The 17,475-nt window shown below is 69.1% G+C and carries 15 protein-coding genes; 2 read left to right on the top strand and 13 right to left on the bottom strand.

The genetic code is table 11. The features are described from left to right. Positions 1 to 2: 2 nt before the first annotated feature. The gene (locus ACZYZ5_RS05010) at positions 3 to 932 is read left to right on the top strand and encodes an alpha/beta fold hydrolase (RefSeq protein ID WP_463899628.1); all 930 of its coding nucleotides are present in this window, start codon (positions 3 to 5) and stop codon (positions 930 to 932) included. Further along, positions 929 to 2,038, top strand: coding sequence for a glycosyltransferase family 4 protein (locus tag ACZYZ5_RS05005; RefSeq protein WP_463899626.1), 1,110 nt, complete (start codon positions 929 to 931; stop codon positions 2,036 to 2,038). Before ACZYZ5_RS05010 ends, ACZYZ5_RS05005 begins: the two co-directional genes overlap by 4 nt. A gap of 32 nt (positions 2,039 to 2,070) precedes the next feature. On the opposite strand, the gene ACZYZ5_RS05000 is transcribed toward ACZYZ5_RS05005, so the two are convergent. From ACZYZ5_RS05000 to pyrR, 13 genes are all read right to left on the bottom strand, one after another. After that, positions 2,071 to 4,224 (bottom strand): primosomal protein N', encoded by a 2,154-nt coding sequence (locus tag ACZYZ5_RS05000; RefSeq protein WP_463899624.1) that lies wholly within the window; start codon positions 4,222 to 4,224, stop codon positions 2,071 to 2,073. 172 nt (positions 4,225 to 4,396) lie between these two features. Continuing rightward, positions 4,397 to 5,632, bottom strand: coding sequence for a methionine adenosyltransferase (gene metK / locus ACZYZ5_RS04995; protein WP_463899623.1), 1,236 nt, complete (start codon positions 5,630 to 5,632; stop codon positions 4,397 to 4,399). 77 nt (positions 5,633 to 5,709) lie between these two features. Continuing rightward, on the bottom strand, positions 5,710 to 6,990 hold the full coding sequence (locus tag ACZYZ5_RS04990; protein ID WP_463899621.1) for a bifunctional phosphopantothenoylcysteine decarboxylase/phosphopantothenate synthase: 1,281 nt from the start codon (positions 6,988 to 6,990) through the stop codon (positions 5,710 to 5,712). 25 nt (positions 6,991 to 7,015) lie between these two features. Further along, positions 7,016 to 7,276, bottom strand: a complete 261-nt coding sequence (gene rpoZ / locus ACZYZ5_RS04985; RefSeq protein ID WP_011692102.1) for a DNA-directed RNA polymerase subunit omega — start codon at positions 7,274 to 7,276, stop codon at positions 7,016 to 7,018. Positions 7,277 to 7,315: 39 nt separating this feature from the next. Beyond that, positions 7,316 to 7,888: a guanylate kinase gene (gmk, locus tag ACZYZ5_RS04980; RefSeq protein WP_463899619.1), complete on the bottom strand. Its 573-nt coding sequence runs from the start codon at positions 7,886 to 7,888 to the stop codon at positions 7,316 to 7,318. Between the two features lie 23 nt (positions 7,889 to 7,911). Beyond that, positions 7,912 to 8,247: an integration host factor, actinobacterial type gene (mihF, locus tag ACZYZ5_RS04975; RefSeq protein WP_463899617.1), complete on the bottom strand. Its 336-nt coding sequence runs from the start codon at positions 8,245 to 8,247 to the stop codon at positions 7,912 to 7,914. A gap of 186 nt (positions 8,248 to 8,433) precedes the next feature. Continuing rightward, complete coding sequence (gene pyrF / locus ACZYZ5_RS04970) at positions 8,434 to 9,315, bottom strand: orotidine-5'-phosphate decarboxylase (protein ID WP_463899614.1); 882 nt, start codon at positions 9,313 to 9,315, stop codon at positions 8,434 to 8,436. Continuing rightward, positions 9,305 to 12,652: a carbamoyl-phosphate synthase large subunit gene (carB, locus tag ACZYZ5_RS04965; RefSeq protein WP_463899612.1), complete on the bottom strand. Its 3,348-nt coding sequence runs from the start codon at positions 12,650 to 12,652 to the stop codon at positions 9,305 to 9,307. The genes pyrF and carB overlap by 11 nt, the downstream gene beginning before the upstream one ends. Continuing rightward, positions 12,652 to 13,932: a glutamine-hydrolyzing carbamoyl-phosphate synthase small subunit gene (carA, locus tag ACZYZ5_RS04960; protein ID WP_463899610.1), complete on the bottom strand. Its 1,281-nt coding sequence runs from the start codon at positions 13,930 to 13,932 to the stop codon at positions 12,652 to 12,654. Before carA ends, carB begins: the two co-directional genes overlap by 1 nt. Then, positions 13,913 to 14,431 carry a PH-like domain-containing protein gene (locus ACZYZ5_RS04955; RefSeq protein WP_463899608.1) on the bottom strand — a complete coding sequence of 173 codons (519 nt, stop codon included), beginning with the start codon at positions 14,429 to 14,431 and terminating at the stop codon, positions 13,913 to 13,915. Before ACZYZ5_RS04955 ends, carA begins: the two co-directional genes overlap by 20 nt. After that, positions 14,431 to 15,804 carry a dihydroorotase gene (locus ACZYZ5_RS04950; protein ID WP_463899606.1) on the bottom strand — a complete coding sequence of 458 codons (1,374 nt, stop codon included), beginning with the start codon at positions 15,802 to 15,804 and terminating at the stop codon, positions 14,431 to 14,433. Before ACZYZ5_RS04950 ends, ACZYZ5_RS04955 begins: the two co-directional genes overlap by 1 nt. After that, entirely contained in the window at positions 15,804 to 16,847 is a 1,044-nt protein-coding gene (locus ACZYZ5_RS04945; protein ID WP_463899603.1) for an aspartate carbamoyltransferase catalytic subunit, read from the bottom strand. The genes ACZYZ5_RS04950 and ACZYZ5_RS04945 overlap by 1 nt, the downstream gene beginning before the upstream one ends. After that, the gene (gene pyrR, locus ACZYZ5_RS04940) at positions 16,844 to 17,443 is read right to left on the bottom strand and encodes a bifunctional pyr operon transcriptional regulator/uracil phosphoribosyltransferase PyrR (RefSeq protein ID WP_463899601.1); all 600 of its coding nucleotides are present in this window, start codon (positions 17,441 to 17,443) and stop codon (positions 16,844 to 16,846) included. The genes ACZYZ5_RS04945 and pyrR overlap by 4 nt, the downstream gene beginning before the upstream one ends. Positions 17,444 to 17,475 lie beyond the last annotated feature (32 nt).

The following is a 17,475-nucleotide window of genomic DNA, read 5'->3' as shown; positions in this document are numbered from 1 at the left end:
GAATGGAACACGTGTCCACCGAACCTTCCCCCACCACTCCCCTGTTCAGCGCCGGGCTCGAGGCCCGCACCCACGGCTCCGAGGTCGTCCTTGACGGCACCAGGGTCGCGTACTGGAGCTACGAACCGGTCCGCGTGACGCCGGAGACCCGGACCATCCTGGTCATCCACGGCTTCCGGGGCGACCACCATGGCCTGCTCCGGGTGGCCGACCAGCTGTCCGAGATGCGGCTGATCATGCCCGACCTCCCCGGCTTCGGCAGCTCCGCCGCCTTCCTTGGTGCCGAACACAGCGTTGAGCGCTACGGCCGGTTCGTCTCCGACTTTATCGGCGCCCTGGGCCTGGGGCCCGACACCGTCCTGCTGGGCCACTCCTTTGGCTCCATTGTCGCGAGCCACTACGTGGCGGCGCACCCCGGCACGGTCTCCGAACTCATCCTGGTCAACCCGATCGCCGCACCCGCCCTGGAAGGGCCCAAAGGGCTCCTGACAAAGCTCGCCGTCCTGTACTACGAAGCCGCCGCGCGACTTCCCCGCCGGCTGGGGCAGGGCCTGCTGCGCAGCCAGCTGATAGTCCGGGTCATGAGCGAGACGATGGCGAAGACCCGGGACAAGCGGCTCCGCCGTTTTGTGCATGCCCAGCACAGCGCCTATTTCTCCGCGTTTGCGGACCGGGAGAGCCTGCTGGAGGCGTTCAAGGCCTCGGTCGGCGGCAATGTGGCAGAAGTGGCCGGCAGCCTGACCCTTCCGGTGCTGCTGATCGCCGGGGAAAAGGACGAGATCGCCGCGCTGCCGGACCAGCACACACTGTTGGCCCTGCTGCCGGACGCGCACCTCGACGTCATCCAGGGCGTCGGCCACCTGATCCACTACGAATCCCCGGAACCCGCCGCGGGCTTCATCCGCCGCTTCCTGAAGGACCATCCCGCGTGAAAATCCTCATCGATGCCCGTTTCACCCGCCTGGACCACCATGACGGCATCAGCCGCTACGGTTCCAGCCTGATCGAGGCCACGGCCAAAATCGCCGATGTCACGATGCTGATCAGCGACGTCCGCCAGCTCGCCCTGCTTCCGGATGTGCCGCACACCCTGATCAACAGCCCCCTGTCCCCGGCCGAGCTGTTCGTCGCGGGCAGGGTCAACAAGCTCGGCGCCGACGTGGTGGTGTGTCCGATGCAGACCATGGGCAGCTGGGGCCGGAAGTACGCCCTGGTGCTGACCCTTCATGACCTGATCTACTACGAACACCCGGCACCTCCCGGGTTCCTGCCGGCCCCGGTCCGGGTTCTCTGGCGGCTGTACCACAAGGCGTTCTGGCCGCAGCGGCTCCTGCTGAACCGGGCCGACGTCGTCGCCACCATCAGTTCCACGACCGCCGCGCTGATCTCGAAGTACCGGCTGACCCGGCGTCCCGTCCGGATCGTCGGCAACGCCCCGCAGCACGGCCACACGCCGCGGGACCCCGGCGCGGGGGCGGACAAGACGCTGCTGTACATGGGTTCCTTCATGCCGTACAAGAACGTGGAGACCATGATCCGGGGCATGGCGGAGCTCCCGGACATGACCCTGCACCTGCTCAGCCGGATCACCCCCGATCGGCGGGCCGAACTCGAAGCCCTGGCACCGGCGGGCGCTGACATCGTCTTCCACAACGGCGTGACCGACGCCGAGTATGAGGCCATGCTGGGACGCACCACGGCCTTGATCAGCCTCTCCAGGGCGGAGGGCTACGGACTGCCCCTGGTTGAAGCCATGTCGCACGGCACGCCCGTGATCGCCAGCGACATCCCGATCTTCCGGGAAGTGGGCGGCGACGCCGTCAGCTACGTCCACCCTGATTCCCCGGCGGAGTTCGCCGCCGCGGTCCGGAAGCTTGAGGAGCCGGACCTGTGGAAGGCCCGGTCCCGCCGCTCGGTGGAACGCGCCGCAGACTTCAGCTGGGACGAATCCGCCCGGAGGCTGTTGGACGTCGCCGAAGAGGCTGTGGCGCTGCGCGCGCGCCGCTCGGGGCATCCAAAGAACGTAAACCGGAAGTAGCCGGCGCGACGAACGAATCCGCGCCGAAAGTCCTAGAGCACATCCACGCCGTCGAGCCGCAGCTGGACCGGGTCGTCGGTGCGTTTGGCCGCAGCCGCGACCTTGACCGCGCGAAGCACCCTGGTCACCTGTGCGGCCTGGCCGTACGGGATAAACAGCAGCGTCCGCACGTCCTCATCGGCTTTTCCCGGGGATCCTGCCGGGCCCGGGGCGCCGGACATCACGAGGGGGGCCGGGCCGGCGGTCCGCAGGACAATCCCCTGCGTGCCCAGCTGCTGCTCGACGGCCTGGCCGAAGTGCCCGACGGCGGTCCGGCCGCCGGTGATGGACGCGACCCGGACGGCCGGCGGGAGCTGCAGTTCCTGGCGCAGGGACAGTTCCCGCTGGGCGTAGCCGGCAGGGTCCCAGCGCAGCAGGGCCCCGACGCCGGCTGCGTCGTCCGCGGTGATGACCACCAGGCCGCCGTCACCGGCAGGCCGGACCAGGGCCGCTGCGTTGAACCAGCGACGGACGGCGTCCTCCCCCGCCCGCAGGTTCTCACGCCGCAGCAGCGAGTCACCGTCAAGCAGCAGCGCCGCCGCGTAACCGCCGGCCGCGACGGGTTCCGCGCCGACCGTGGCCACGACCAGGGCTTTCGAATCCGGAACGGTGGCCAGCACCCGGTCACCGGATGAGGTGAGGACCGGCTTGCCCGGGAAGGCTCGGCCCAGTTCTTCGGCCGTGCGCAGCGCCCCGGTGGCGCCCCGCCGGAGCCGGACCCCGTTGCACGTGCCGCAGCGCCAGGCCGGCGCCGGCGTGGAGCACCACCGGCACTGCGGCACGGCGGAGCTCCCGCTGGCCCCGGCGATGGCGAGCGGCCCGCTGCAGGCGGTACAGCGCGCCGGTTCCCGGCAGTTGTCGCAGGCAAGCGATGGCGCGTAGCCCGCCCTGGCGACCTGGACCAGGACCGGGCCGCGTTCGAGCCCGTCCTTGGCGGCGCGCCAGGCGGCGCCCGGCAGCCGGGCGATCCTGGCCAGCGGATCGTGTTCGAGTTCGTAGCTGTCCGCGGTGTTCAACACCCGCGGAACGATCCGGCGGACGACGGCGCGGTCCGCTTCCACCGGCCACGCCCACCCTGCCTCGACGAGGCGCTGCGTTTCGGTGCTCCGGGTGTGTCCCGCGAGCAGGCACGCGGCGCCCTCCTGCTCGGCGCGCAGCAGCAGGACTTCGCGGGAGTGGGCATAGGGTGAGCGCTGCTCGATGTGCAGGTCGTCGCCGTCATCCCAGCAGACCACGAGGCCGAGATTGTGGACGGGCGCGTAGGCGGCGGAACGGGTGCCGACGGCGACACCGGCGGCGCCGCTGAGGATGCGCAGGAAACTGCGGTAGCGCGGGGTCTGGCCGTCGTCCGCGGTGAGCCGGGCGATGTCCCCGGCCGGCAGGAGCTGCAGGAGGGCGGCTTCCACCCGGTCCAGGTCCCGGTAGTCGGGCACGACGACGACGGCGCCGCGGCCGGACAGGCGCACGGCCGCGACCGCCTCGGCAACCAGGCGGGGCCAGCCTCCGGGACCATAGCCCTGGAGCGCGCCGAGCACGGCCCGCGGAGACTCCCCGGCGTTGAGGTGCTGCAGGAAGGCCGGGCCGTTGCGGTACGAGGACCAGCTGGAGGCTTCCAGACCGGCGGGGATGGCCGGCCCCGCCCCGCTGTCGGCCCCGTCCACGAAGAGGGCCGGATCCAGGACCCCATCGGGAGCAAGGTCCTTCTCGAGTTTGGCCATCCGCGGCGGCACAGCGACACGGAGCACATCGCTGACGTTGCCGGCATAACGGGCCGCGACCCGGTAAGCGAGGTCCGCGACGGAGGCCGTCAGCACCGGGACCGGAGAGACCACTTTGTGCAGCGGGATGAGGGGGTGCCCGGCGTCGGATTCGGCCACCCGTTCGATCAGGTATCCGGCCAGCTCCTGGCCGTTGAACTTCACCTTCACCCGGACACCTGGCTGCGACGCGGCGTCGAGCCCTGCGGGCACGCTGTAGTCGAAGGGCCGGTCAAGGTGCGGAAGGGACGACTCGAGCCGCACCCGGGCCACGGGAAGCCGGGCGGCGAGGGGAGGGCCGGAGGACGCGGCTGCGGAAGCTGGAAAGCCCTGGAGCAGCGAGAGCTGCAGGGGCTCTTCCGGCACTGCCGCGCCATGGATCGGGCTCATCGCGGATGTCCTCCCTTCAGCAACGGGTCAGTGCCGGGCCAGGAAGCGCCGGCTCAACAAAGAATAGCCAGGCCGCCGGGATCGGCGGCCTGGCTACAGCACATCACAGGGCAGTGACATTAGTTCAAGACGGCAGTCCAAGACCGCATCTCCAGACCGGGACAGGGGCGTCTCAGGCGTTGAAGAAAGCCTTCAGCGCATCCACCCGGTCCAGCCGCTCCCAAGTGAAGTCGGGATCCTCGCGGCCGAAGTGGCCGTGCGCGGCTGTCTTGGCATAGATCGGGCGCTTGAGGTCGAGGGCATCGATGATGGCCCGGGGGCGCAGGTCGAAGATCTCGGCGATCGCGGCACTGATCCGGGCGGGATCCACGGTCTCGGTGCCGAAGGTCTCGACGTAGGTTCCCACCGGGCGGGCCTGGCCGATCGCGTAGGCGATCTGGATTTCGGCGCGCTTCGCGAGACCGGCAGCCACCACGTTCTTGGCCACCCAGCGCATCGCATAGGCCGCAGAGCGGTCGACCTTGGACGGGTCCTTGCCGGAGAAGGCACCGCCGCCGTGGCGGGCCATGCCGCCGTAGGTGTCAACGATGATTTTGCGGCCGGTGAGCCCGGCGTCGCCGACCGGGCCGCCGATGACGAAGGCGCCGGCCGGGTTCAGGATGTTCTTGGCCCGGGAGATGTCCAGGTTGGACAGCGCCATGACCGGGTCAACGACGTGGGCGGCGAGGTCGGCGCGGAGCTGATCCAGGCTGGCGCCCTCGGCGTGCTGGCTGGAAATCACCACGGTCTCGACCGAGACGGGCCGGTCGCCTTCGTAGCCGACGGTGACCTGGGTCTTGCCGTCGGGGCGCAGGTAGGACAGTTCGCCGTTCTTGCGGACCTCGGTGAGCCGTTCGGAAAGACGGTGCGCGAGCCAGATCGGAACCGGCATGTAGGAGGGGGTCTCGTCGCTGGCGTAGCCGAACATCAGTCCCTGGTCACCGGCGCCCTGGAGGTCGTAGTCGTCCTCCTGGCGTCCCTCGCGGGCTTCGAGCGAATTGAAGACGCCGCCGGCGATGTCGTTGGACTGCTGGCCGATCGAGACGGACACACCGCAGCGTGCGCCGTCGAAACCGTTGGCCGAGGAGTCGTAGCCGATGCCGAGAATGGTTTCCCGGACGATCTGCGGGATTTCGACGTAGGCGTCGGTGGTGACCTCGCCGGCAACGTGGACCAGCCCTGTGGTCGCCAGTGTCTCCACGGCAACCCTGGACTCGGGATCCTTGGCCAGCAGGGCATCGAGGATCGCATCGCTGATCTGGTCGCAGATCTTGTCGGGATGGCCTTCGGTCACCGACTCGGACGTGAAGAGCCGGAGTGAGGCGGGCGTGGACCCATGAAAGTCAGGGATGTGCAGCGGTAAAGTCACTCAACTACCTTACTGGTTGGAAAACGGTCGTCCGGCGGCGTGTGTCCCCGTGCTAAGGAGACGTTGCTTACGCCGGTTCAGGCGGGCGGGACAACCCGGCTCAGCTCGGCGCTGATGCGGTCAATCACGGCAGCCGCAACGTCGGATTTGGAACCCGACGCCTCTTGGGGTTCGGAGCCGGAACGGGAAAGGATGACTACGGAGTTGGTGTCCTCACCGAAAACCTTGTCCTGTCCCACATGGTTGACCACCAGCAGGTCGCAGGCCTTGCGGCGCAGCTTGGCGGCGGCGTAGTCCAGGACGTCGCCTTCCGCGTCGCCGGTCTCGGCCGCGAACCCGACGATGAGCTGGTGGCGGGAGGCCGCATCCCGGGTTTCGACGAGCTCGCGCAGGATGTCCGGGTTCCGGACGAGCGAGATGACGGGATCGGCGACGTCGTCGCGCTTCTTGATTTTCGTCCCGGAGACGTCCGCCGGGCGGAAGTCGGCGACGGCGGCGGCCATGATGATGACGTCGGAGTCGGCGGCGGCGTGCAGGGCGGCCTTGCGGAGCTCCAGGGCGGTCTCGACCTTGACCACGTTCACGCCGGCCGGCGGCGGGACGTCCATGTGGGCGGCCAGCAGCCGGACGTTGGCGCCGGCGTCGCGGGCGGCAGCGGCCAGCGCCACGCCCTGCTTGCCGGAGGAACGGTTGCCGAGGAACCGGACGGGGTCCAGGGGTTCGCGGGTGCCGCCGGCGCTGATGGTGACGGTGAGCCCGACCAGCGGACCCCGGGGCGAAGAAGGCACGGCATCCGACGCCGGCGGCGGCGCCGTCGCGGGTACCGGCGGCGCGCCGGCAAGAGCCAGGGCCGCTTCGAAGATGGCTTCGGGTTCCGGCAGCCGGCCCGGTCCGGAGTCCGACCCGGTCAGCCGGCCGGAGGCCGGCTCCAGTACGGTGATGCCGCGGCTGCGGAGCGTCTCGACGTTGGCCTGGGTGGCCGGGTGCTGCCACATCTCGGTGTGCATGGCGGGGGCCATCAGCACCGGGCAGCCGCCGGCCATCAGCAGGGTGTTGCTCAGGAGGTCGTTGGCCTGGCCGGTGGCAGCGCGTGCCAGCAGGTCGGCGGTGGCGGGGGCCACCACGATCAGCTCGGCTTCGTGGCCGAGGCGGACGTGGTTGACCGTGTGCACCTCGTCGAAGACGCTGTTGTTGACCGGATGCCCGGACAGCGCCTCCCAGGTGGCGACGCCGACAAAACGGGTCGCGGCCTCCGTGGGGATGACGGTAACGTCATGGCCGGCTTCAGTAAAAAGCCGGAGGAGCGACGCCACCTTGTAGGCGGCTATCCCTCCCCCGACTCCGAGGACTATGCGCACGTGACCTCCGCCTGCGGCTGCGTAATTACTCTGCAGGTTCGATCGGCGTGGAAACGAGCTTGCCTTCGTTGATCTCGCGCAGCGCGATGGAGAGCGACTTCTCGTTCAGCTTGGTGTCGACCAGCGGGCCGACGTACTCGAACAGGCCCTCGTGCAGCTGGGCGTAGTACGCGTTGATCTGGCGGGCGCGCTTGGCGCCGAAAATCACCAGTCCGTACTTCGAATCGGCGGCCTTCAGCAGCTCGTCGATCGGCGGGTTGATGATGCCTTCAAGGTTCGTGGACACGAATTCTCCAAATTCTTACGGGCTGATGGCTTCCCGCGGTTAGTGCGGGTGGGGGATCAGCCCCATGAGTGAAACAAGCTCGTCCGCTGCCCGGCGAACGTCGTCATTAATAACGGTGTGGTCGAACTCCGGTTCAGCAGCAAGTTCTACTTTACCGGTTTCCAGCCGCCGCTGCTGTTCCTCGGCGCTTTCCGTGCCGCGGCCCACCAGCCGGCGCACTAATTCGTCCCAGCTTGGGGGGGCCAGGAACACGAACTGCGCGTCAGGAACGGCCTGCCTTATCTGGCGTGCTCCCTGGAGATCGATCTCCAGCAGCACCGGGCGCCCCTCGGCGATGGCCTGGTTGACCGTGCTCTTCAGTGTGCCATAGGTGTTCTGTCCATGCACGACGGCCCATTCGAGGAGTTCGCCTGCAGCCACCAGGGACTCGAACTCTTCCTGTGACTTGAAGTAGTAGTGGACTCCGTCGACTTCTCCGGGCCGCGGCGCCCGCGTTGTCGCCGAAACGGACAACCAGACCTCGGGATAGTTGTCCCGGATGTAGGTGGACACGGTGCCTTTGCCAACAGCCGTCGGGCCGGCGAGGACTGTTAGTCCCGGTTTCTTGCTCACATATTCCTTTAGGCGGGGTTGGGTCAGCGCGGCGGACCGGGCTGTTTGTCGTCTATAAAATCTACCAGCGCCCGGCGCTGGTGAATTCCCAGCCCGCGGACCCGGCGCGACGCGGCGATGCCGAGCTGGTCCATGATGGCCGCGGCTCGCACCCGCCCGATGCCGGGAAGCGCCTCGAGCAGTTCGACGATCCTCATCCGGGCGATCGCGTCGTCAGTCTCCCCGGCGCTGAGCAGCTCAGTGATGGTCAGCTCCCCGGTCTTGAGCCGGTCCTTGGCGGTGGCCCGGGTGGTCCTGGCGGCGGCGGCCTTGCCCAAGGCGTCGGCACGCTCCTGCGGAGTGAGGGGTCGCAGACTCACTGAATGCCTCCCTGCATTGTCGGGCGGACCGCGCAAACGGCCCGACCGGACGGGCCGAACAGCACCCCGGCCGGTGCCGCGGACTTGTCCTGAACCTACCGTCTTGGCGAGGCAGAAATCAATGGACAAGTTCGGCGGCGCGGCCCGTCGGGTCACAGGTGTGTTGGTTGAAGCGTGGAGAGCACCCTACGCCGCGCGCAGCCCCTCGAGGGTCCGCTGGGCGGCGTCCCGCAGGTCCTGGATCCGCGGACCGGCGACGAGGATGTCACGGCTGGACGTCCCGAGCACCTGGGAGTAGGCGTTGCCGAAGGTGCGGCGCAGATCCGCGGCCGTGGCGCCCTGTGCGCCGAGGCCCGGGGCCAGGATCGGGCCCCGCACCGCGGCGAGGTCCAGGTCGAGGTCCGTGAGGGCGGAGCCGACCGTCGCGCCGACGACGAGGCCGGTTGAGCCCATCTCCCCCGCGTATCGCCGGTTCTCCGCCGCTGCGGCCCGGACGATCCGGCGGGCCACGGAGTCCGCACCGCCGGCGTGCTGGACGGACGCGCCCTCCGGGTTGGACGTCAGCGCCAGGACGAAGACGCCGCGGCCGGTCTGGGCCGCGAGGTCCAGGGCCGGGCGGAGCGATTCGAAGCCCAGGTACGGGCTCAGCGTGACCGAGTCGGCGGCCAGGGCGGACCCGTCCCGCAGCCAGGCATCGGCGTAGGCGGCCATGGTGGAGCCGATGTCGCCGCGCTTGGCGTCGGCGATGGTCAGCACCGAGGCGTCCGCCGCCGCGGCGAGCGTGCGTTCCAGCACGGCCATGCCCTTGGATCCGTGCCGCTCGTACAATGCCACCTGCGGCTTGACCGCGGCAGCGAGCGAAGCCACCGCCTCCAGGACGGTGAGCGAGAACCGCTCCAGCCCTGCGACGTCGTCGTCCAGTCCCCAGCTGCCCAGCAGCGCCGGGTGCGGGTCGATCCCGACGCACAACGGGCCGCGGTCCGCCATGGCCCGGCCCAGCCGGGAGCCGAACGGCTCCCGGCCGGCCGTGCCGGCGGTCGCGCCCTTAGGCAGGCCGTCAGCCGGCATTCTGCGTGACCCGTTCCTGCGCGACCCGTTCGTGCGAGGCTGCTTTTTGCGATGCCGCCAGTCCGGCGGCGTGCTCCTGCAGGCTCGTGACCGACCACTCGTAGGTGCGCAGCGCCTCGATGGCCTGGACCGCTGCGTTGAACTCGGCGACGGTCGTGATGCAGGGGATGCCGATCGACGTCGCTGCCGCGCGCAGCTCGTAGCCGTCGCTGCGTGCCTCACCGCCCGAGGGGGTGTTGAAGACCATGTCGATCTCCCCGGCGATGACGAGGTCGGCGATGGTGCCCTCGCCCTCGGCGCTGGAGCCCTCGGCGACCTTCCGGACCGGGGTGGCCTGGATGCCGTTGCGGCGCAGCACGTCGGCGGTGCCGCCGGTGGAGACGATCTCGAAGCCGAGGTCAGAGAGCCGCTTGACTCCCATGATGACCGAGCGCTTGTCCCGGTTGGCCACGGAGACGAAGATCTTGCCCTCGGTGGGCAGCGCGTTGTTGGCCGCGGCCTGGCTCTTGGCGAAGGCGGTGTCGAAGTGCTTGTCGATGCCCATGACCTCGCCGGTGGACCGCATTTCCGGCCCGAGCAGCGAATCCACTACCTTGCCCTCCGGGGTGCGGAACCGGCTGAACGGCAGCACGGCTTCCTTGACCGAGACCGGGGCGTCCAGCGGCAGGGTAGAGCCGTCGCCGGTTTCCGGGAGCATCTTGTAGGCCGTGCGGAGCTGGTTGACGGTGACGCCGGTGCCGATCAGGGCAGCCGCCTTCGCCATCTGCACGCCGGTCGCCTTGGAGACGAACGGCACCGTGCGGGAGGCCCGCGGGTTGGCTTCCAGGACGTAGAGCACGTCGGAGGCCAGGGCGAACTGGATGTTGATCAGGCCGCGGACGCCCACGCCCTCGGCGATCGCCAGCGTCGCGGTCCGGACCCGCTCCAGCACGTTGTTTCCCAGCGTGATGGGCGGCAGCACGCAGGCCGAGTCGCCGGAGTGGATGCCGGCTTCCTCGATGTGCTCCATGATGCCGCCGAGGTACATCTCGGTGCCGTCGTAGAGGGCGTCGACGTCGATTTCGACGGCGTCCTCGAGGAAGCGGTCGATCAGCACCGGGTGGTCCGGGGTGATTTCGGTGGCGTTGGCGATGTAGCGGGAGAGGTTGGGCTCGTCGTAGACGATCTCCATGCCGCGGCCGCCGAGCACGTAGGACGGCCGGACCAGGACCGGGTAGCCGATCTCGTCGGCGATCTTCTTGGCGTCCTCGAAGGACACGGCGGTGCCGTTCTTCGGCGAAATGAGCCCGGCCTTGTCGAGCACCCGGGAGAAGGCGCCGCGGTGCTCGGCCAGGTCGATCGCTTCCGGGGAGGTGCCGAGGATCGGCACGCCGGCGTCGGCGAGTTGCTGGGCGAGCTTGAGCGGGGTCTGGCCGCCGAGCTGGACGAAGACGCCCATCACGCCGCCGGTGCGTTCCTCGGCCGCGATGACCTCGAGCACGTCCTCCAGGGTGAGCGGTTCGAAGTACAGCCGCGTGGAGACGTCGTAGTCGGTGGAGACGGTTTCGGGGTTGCAGTTGACCATCACGGTCTCGTAGCCGGCCTTGCGCAGCGCCATCGAGGCGTGCACGCAGGAGTAGTCGAATTCGATGCCCTGCCCGATCCGGTTCGGGCCGGACCCGAGAATGATGATGGACGGTTTGGCGTGCAGCGCGACCTCATCCTCCTCGTCGTAGGAGGAGTAGTGGTACGGGGTGTACGCGGCGAATTCGGCGGCGCAGGTATCCACGGTCTTGTACACCGGGCGGATGCCCAGGGCCTGCCGGACGCCGCGGACGACGTCCTCGGAGTTGTGCGTCAGGGCGCCGATCTGCTCGTCGGAGAAGCCGTGGCGCTTGGCGCGCTTCAGCATCTCGGGGGTCAGGGCGGCGGCCTTGCGGATCTCGACGGAGATCTCGTTCAGCAGCTGGAGCTGGTCCAGGTACCAGGGGTCGATCTTCGTGGCTTCGAAGAGCTGCTCCACGGTGGCGCCGCCGAGCAGGGCCCGCTGGACCTGGTGCAGGCGGTCCGTCGTGGGCCGCTTGGACTTCTCGATCAGGTCCGCGACTTCCCATTCCGGGACGTGGCTGAAGTCCAGCTGGGAGCCCTTCTGTTCCAGGGAGCGCAGCGCCTTCTGCAGGGCCTCGGTGAAGTTCCGGCCCATGGCCATGGCCTCGCCCACCGACTTCATGGTGGTGGTCAGGGTGGGGTCCGCCGCCGGGAACTTCTCGAACGCGAAGCGCGGGACCTTCACGACGACGTAGTCCAGGGTCGGCTCGAACGACGCCGGGGTCTTCTGGGTGATGTCGTTCGGGATCTCGTCGAGGGTGTAGCCGAGGGAGAGCTTGGTGGCGATCTTGGCGATCGCGAAGCCGGTGGCCTTGGAGGCCAGGGCGGAGGAGCGGGAGACGCGCGGGTTCATCTCGATCACGATGATGCGGCCGGTGTCGGGCTCGACGGCGAACTGGATGTTGCAGCCGCCGGTGTCGACGCCGACTTCGCGGATGACGGCGATCGAGATGTCGCGCAGCCGCTGGTACTCGCGGTCCGTCAGGGTCAGGGCCGGGGCAACGGTGATCGAGTCGCCGGTGTGCACGCCGACCGGGTCGAAGTTCTCGATGGAGCAGACGACCACGACGTTGTCGTTCTTGTCGCGCATCATCTCGAGCTCGTATTCCTTCCAGCCCAGGATGCTCTCTTCGAGCAGCACCTCGGACGTCGGGCTGTACTGCAGCCCCTGGCCGACGATCCGGCGGAGGTCGTTCTCGTCGTAGGCGAGGCCGGAGCCGAGGCCGCCCATGGTGAAGGAGGGCCGGACCACCATCGGGTAGCCGAGGTCCTCGGCGGCGGCCAGGGCCTCGTCGATGGTGTGGATGATGTGGCTGCGGGCCGATTCGGCGCCGCAGCGTTCCACGACGCCCTTGAACTTCTCGCGGTCCTCGCCGAGTTCGATCGCGGCGATGTTGGCGCCGATCAGCTCGACGTTGTACTTTTCCAGCACGCCGTTCTTGTCCAGGGCGATGGCGGTGTTCAGCGCGGTCTGGCCGCCCAGGGTGGGCAGGAGCGCGTCGGGGCGTTCCTTGGCGATGATCTTCTCGACCACCTCGGGGGTGATCGGCTCGATGTAGGTGGCGTCGGCGAACTCCGGGTCGGTCATGATGGTGGCCGGGTTGGAGTTGACGAGGATGACGCGGAGGCCTTCCTCCTTGAGGACGCGCAGAGCCTGGGTGCCGGAGTAGTCGAATTCGGCGGCCTGGCCGATCACGATCGGACCGGAACCGATGACCAGGACGCTCTTAAGGTCAGTTCTCTTGGGCATTACTTCGTGTCCTCAGTCTGGGAGTCGGTGGCAGTCTTTGTCTTTGAAGAAGCAGTGTCCGCCATCAGCGCGATGAAGCGGTCGAAGAGGTAGGCGGCGTCGTGCGGCCCGGAGGCGGCCTCGGGGTGGTACTGCACCGAGAACGCGGGGATGTCCAGGCACGACAGGCCTTCGACGACGTCGTCGTTGAGGCTTACGTGGCTGACCTCGACGCGGCCGAAGCGCTCCTCGGGGGCCTGGGTGGCGCCGTCGAGCGGGGCGTCGACGGCGAAGCCGTGGTTCTGCGAGGTGATCTCGACCTTGCCGGTGCGGCGGTCCATCACGGGCTGGTTGATGCCGCGGTGGCCGTAGCGCAGTTTGTAGGTGCCGAAGCCCAGGGCACGGCCCAGGATCTGGTTGCCGAAGCAGATGCCGAAGTACGGGATCTTCTCGTCCAGGACCGAGCGGAGCAGCTTGACCTGGTTGTCGGCGGTGGCGGGGTCGCCCGGGCCGTTGGACATAAAGAAGCCGTCGGGGTTGACCGCCTGGACGTCGGCCAGAGCGGCGGTGGCCGGCAGCACGTGCACCCGGACGCCGCGCTCGGCGAACCGGATCGGGGTCATCCGCTTGATGCCGAGGTCGATCGCGGCGATGCTGAACCGCGGCTCGCCGTCCCAGCCCCAGTCCTTGGGCTCCACGGTGTAGGCCTTGTCCACGCTGACTTCCTCGGCCAGGCGTGAGCCCTCCATCGGGGCACTCGCCAGGACGGTGTTCACGAGTTCCTTGTCCGTGGCGCGGACGGCGTCCCCGGAGAAGATCCCGGCGCGCATGGTCTTGTGTTCGCGCAGGTGACGGGTGATGGCGCGGGTGTCCACGCCCTGGATCCCGACGATCCCCTGCTCGACCAGTTCATCGTCCAGGGATCGTTCGGAGCGCCAGTTGGAGGGCCGGCGGGCCGCGTCGCGGACGATGTAGCCGGCCACCCAGATCCGGCGGGACTCGGCGTCGTCCTTGTTCACGCCGGTGTTGCCGATGTGCGGGGCGGTCTGGACCACCAGCTGGCGGGCGTAGGAGGGGTCTGTGATGGTCTCCTGGTAGCCGGTCATGCCGGTCGCGAAGACGGCCTCGCCGAGCGCGGTTCCGGTGGCGCCGTAGCTGGTCCCGCGGAAGATCCGGCCGTCCTCGAGGACGAGGGCTGCCGGGGTGGATGCTGCTGCGGTTGATGACACTGTTTCTTCTGACACTGCTGTTGCTGACACTGCGTTGGAGTCCGTCACGTCGTTACTTTCCACTATCGGCATCGGCCTGGGGGGCCGCGGGGATCAAATCTTGCAGGGCGTTGAGGAGGGCGGTTTTGTCGTCGGCGTGCCGGGTGCGGAATCCGGAATCCAGTTCACGGCTGCCGAGCATCCAGCTGAGCACCAGCAGTCCGTCCTTTTCGACGAACTTCCCGGCCATGCCGCTTTCCTGCCGCACCCCGGTGAGGCTGGCGGCCGGGATGAAGACCGGGCCGGCGCCGGAGCGGTCGAAGAGCACGCCCTGCGGGTGGACGCTGAGTTCGGCGTTGGTGCGGATGCCCAGGTTGTGCACGGCGATGCGGTCCAGCCAGTCGCCGGCGGTGGTGGAGGCCACGTACTGGCCGTCCGCGACCGCCACGGCCGCGCCCAGTTCCGCCGGGACCTCCGGCAGCGGGTCGACGTCGGCCTGGCGGCGCAGCCGGTTCCGCCAGCCGAGCCAGATCAGCCCTAGCGCGACGCCGATCAGGACCAGCGTGAGGACCAGCGACAGTTCCTTGACCATCAGTTGCTGCCTGCCGCCGCAGTGCCGGGCTCCGTGTTCTCGGGGAGCCACCGGTACGGGGTGTTGAGTGTGCCGTCGAGGACGGTGGGGTGGCCCTTGAAGAACGTCGCCACCACCTTGCCGGGAAGTTCCCGGCCGGCAAAAGGAGAGTTACGGCCCATGGTTGCCATCTTAGAAGGGTCCACGGTCCAACGCGCAGCCGGGTCCACGAGTGTGACGTTGGCGGGTTCGCCGGCGTCGAGCGGGCGGCCCTGGTCCTCCAGCCGGCCGATCGAGGCGGGCGCGGTGGAGGTGACCCGGGCGAAGTCAGCCCAGCCCATCAGCCCGGTTTCAATCATGGTGTGCTGCACCACGGACAGTGCGGTTTCCAACCCGGTCATGCCCATGGCGGCCTGCGCCCATTCGCATTCCTTGTGCTCGCTCGGGTGCGGGGCGTGGTCGGTGCCCACGACGTCGATCGTGCCGTCGGCCAGCGCGGCGCGCAGGGCCTGGACGTCGGCGTCGGTGCGCAGCGGCGGGTTGACCTTGTAGACCGGGTCGTAGCTGCGGGCGAGTTCGTCCGTGAGCCAGAGGTGGTGCGGGGTGACCTCGGCCGTGACGTTGACGCCGCGGGACTTGGCCCAGCGGATGATCTCCACGGATCCGGCCGTCGAGACGTGGCAGACGTGCAGCCGGGAGCCCACGTGCTGGGCGAGCAGCACGTCGCGGGCGATGATGCTTTCCTCGGCGACGGCGGGCCAGCCGGCGAGGCCGAGGACGGCGGAGACCTCGCCCTCGTTCATCTGTGCCCCGGCGGTGAGCCGCGGTTCCTGCGCATGCTGGGCCACGACGCCGTCGAACGCCTTGACGTATTCCAGCGCGCGGCGCATCAGGACGGGATCGTGGACGCAGATCCCGTCGTCGGAGAAGACCCGGACGCGGGCGCGGGAGTCGGCCATCGCGCCGAGTTCGGCCAACTGCTCCCCCGCGAGGCCGACGGTGACCGCGCCCACCGGGCGGACGTCGACCCAGCCGGCGGTGCGGCCGAGGGTGAGGACCTGCTCGACAACGCCGGCGGTGTCCGCCACGGGTGTGCTGTTCGCCATCGCGTGCACGGCCGTGTAGCCGCCCAGGGCCGCGGCGCGGGTGCCGGTCTCGACCGTTTCGGCGTCTTCGCGGCCGGGTTCGCGCAGGTGGGTGTGGATGTCCACCATGCCGGGCAGGGCCACGAGCCCGGCGGCCTCGATGACGGTCGCGCCCTCGGCCGGCAGGTCCTGTCCGCGTGCGGCGATGATCCCGTCGCGGATGAGGAGGTCTTCAGGGGCTCCGCCGAGGATGGCGGCGCCGCGGATCAGGTAGGCGCCGGTGCCTGCATCCTGTTGCTGTGATGCCATTAGTGGCTCTCCTTGGTGACGTGGGCGGAGGTGTTCTCTGCGGGGGTGGAATGGGTGTTGTTCGTCTGGTGTGCCGGCTCGCGGGTGTCTCCGGAGAGCAGCAGGTAGAGGGCTGCCATGCGGATGGACACGCCGTTGCGGACCTGGGCCAGCACCGTGGAGCGGGGCGAGTCGGCCGCGGCGGAGGAGATCTCCAGGCCGCGGTTCATCGGCCCGGGGTGCATGATGATGGTGTCCTTGAGGCCCAGGCTGTCCAGGGCGCGGAGCCGGTTGTCGTCGAAGCCCCAGCGGCGCGAGTATTCGCGGGTGGTCGGGAAGAAGGAGGCGTTCATCCGTTCGCCCTGCACGCGCAGCATCATCATCGCGTCGACGCCGCGGGCCAGGGTCTCGTCGAGGTCGTAGCTGACGCTGCACGGCCACTTTTCGACGCCGATCGGCAGCAGCGTCGGCGGGGCGACCAGGGTGACCCCGGCGCCGAGGGTGCGCAGCAGCCAGACGTTGGAGCGGGCGACCCGGGAATGCAGCACGTCCCCGGCGATCGCGACCCGCATGCCGGTGAGGTCGGCGCCGGCGGACGGGGTGCCTGCCAGTTTGGACCAGTGCCGGCGCATGGTGAAGGCGTCCAGCAGCGCCTGCGTGGGGTGTTCGTGGGTGCCGTCGCCGGCGTTGATCACGGCCGCGTCGATCCAGTCCGTGGCGGCGAGCCGGTGCGGGGCGCCGGAGGCCCAGTGCCGGATGACGACGGCGTCGGCCCCCATCGCGGAGAGCGTCTGGGCCGTGTCCTTGAGGGATTCGCCCTTGGAGACGGAGGATCCCTTGGCGGCGAAGTTAATGACGTCGGCGGAGAGCCGCTTGGCGGCGGCCTCGAAGGAGATCCGGGTGCGCGTGGAGTCCTCGAAGAACAGGTTGACGACGGTGCGGCCGCGCAGGGTGGGAAGTTTCTTGACCTCGCGCTCCCCCACAGCCGCCATTTCCTCGGCGGTGTCGAGGATGCGGATGGCGTCGGACCGGCTCAGGTCCTCGGTGGAGAGCAGGTGCCTCACGCGGTGGCCTCGATGACCACTTCGTTGACGGGAACGCCGTCGACCGCGTCTGTTTCGGCCAGCCGGACCCGGACCTTCTCCGAGGAGGAGGTGGGGAGGTTCTTGCCGACGTGGTCCGCGCGGATGGGAAGTTCCCGGTGGCCGCGGTCGATCAGCACCGCAAGGCGGACGATGCGCGGGCGGCCGAGGTCGATGATCGCGTCGAGGGCGGCCCGGATGGTCCGGCCGGAGTACAGGACGTCGTCAATCAGCACCACAACCTTGTTGTCGATGCCGGTGCGGGGAAGCTGGGTGGGGTACGGCGGGCGCATGCCCTGGTGCGAGAGGTCGTCGCGGAACATGGTCACGTCCAGCTGGCCTACGATCGCGGCGGGGTCCACGGTGGGATCGGCGGCGGCAATCTTGGCGGCGAGCCGGACGGCGAGGGGGTAGCCCCGGCGCGGGATGCCCAGCAGGACCAGGTCCTGGGAGCCCTTGTTGGACTCAAGGATTTCGTGGGCGATACGAGTGAGTGCACGGTCGATATCCGCCTGGTTGAGTACCACTCGGGTGAGTACAACCTTGGCCGGAACCGGTGCTTCTGGAACAGAAGTCAACGCTCGTCTCCCCTTTCCCCGCCTCACGGGAC

The organism is Pseudarthrobacter ribosi (genome assembly GCF_055412865.1).
Note: the sequence above shows the minus strand (reverse complement) of the source record. Positions and strands in the feature narration are given on the sequence as shown.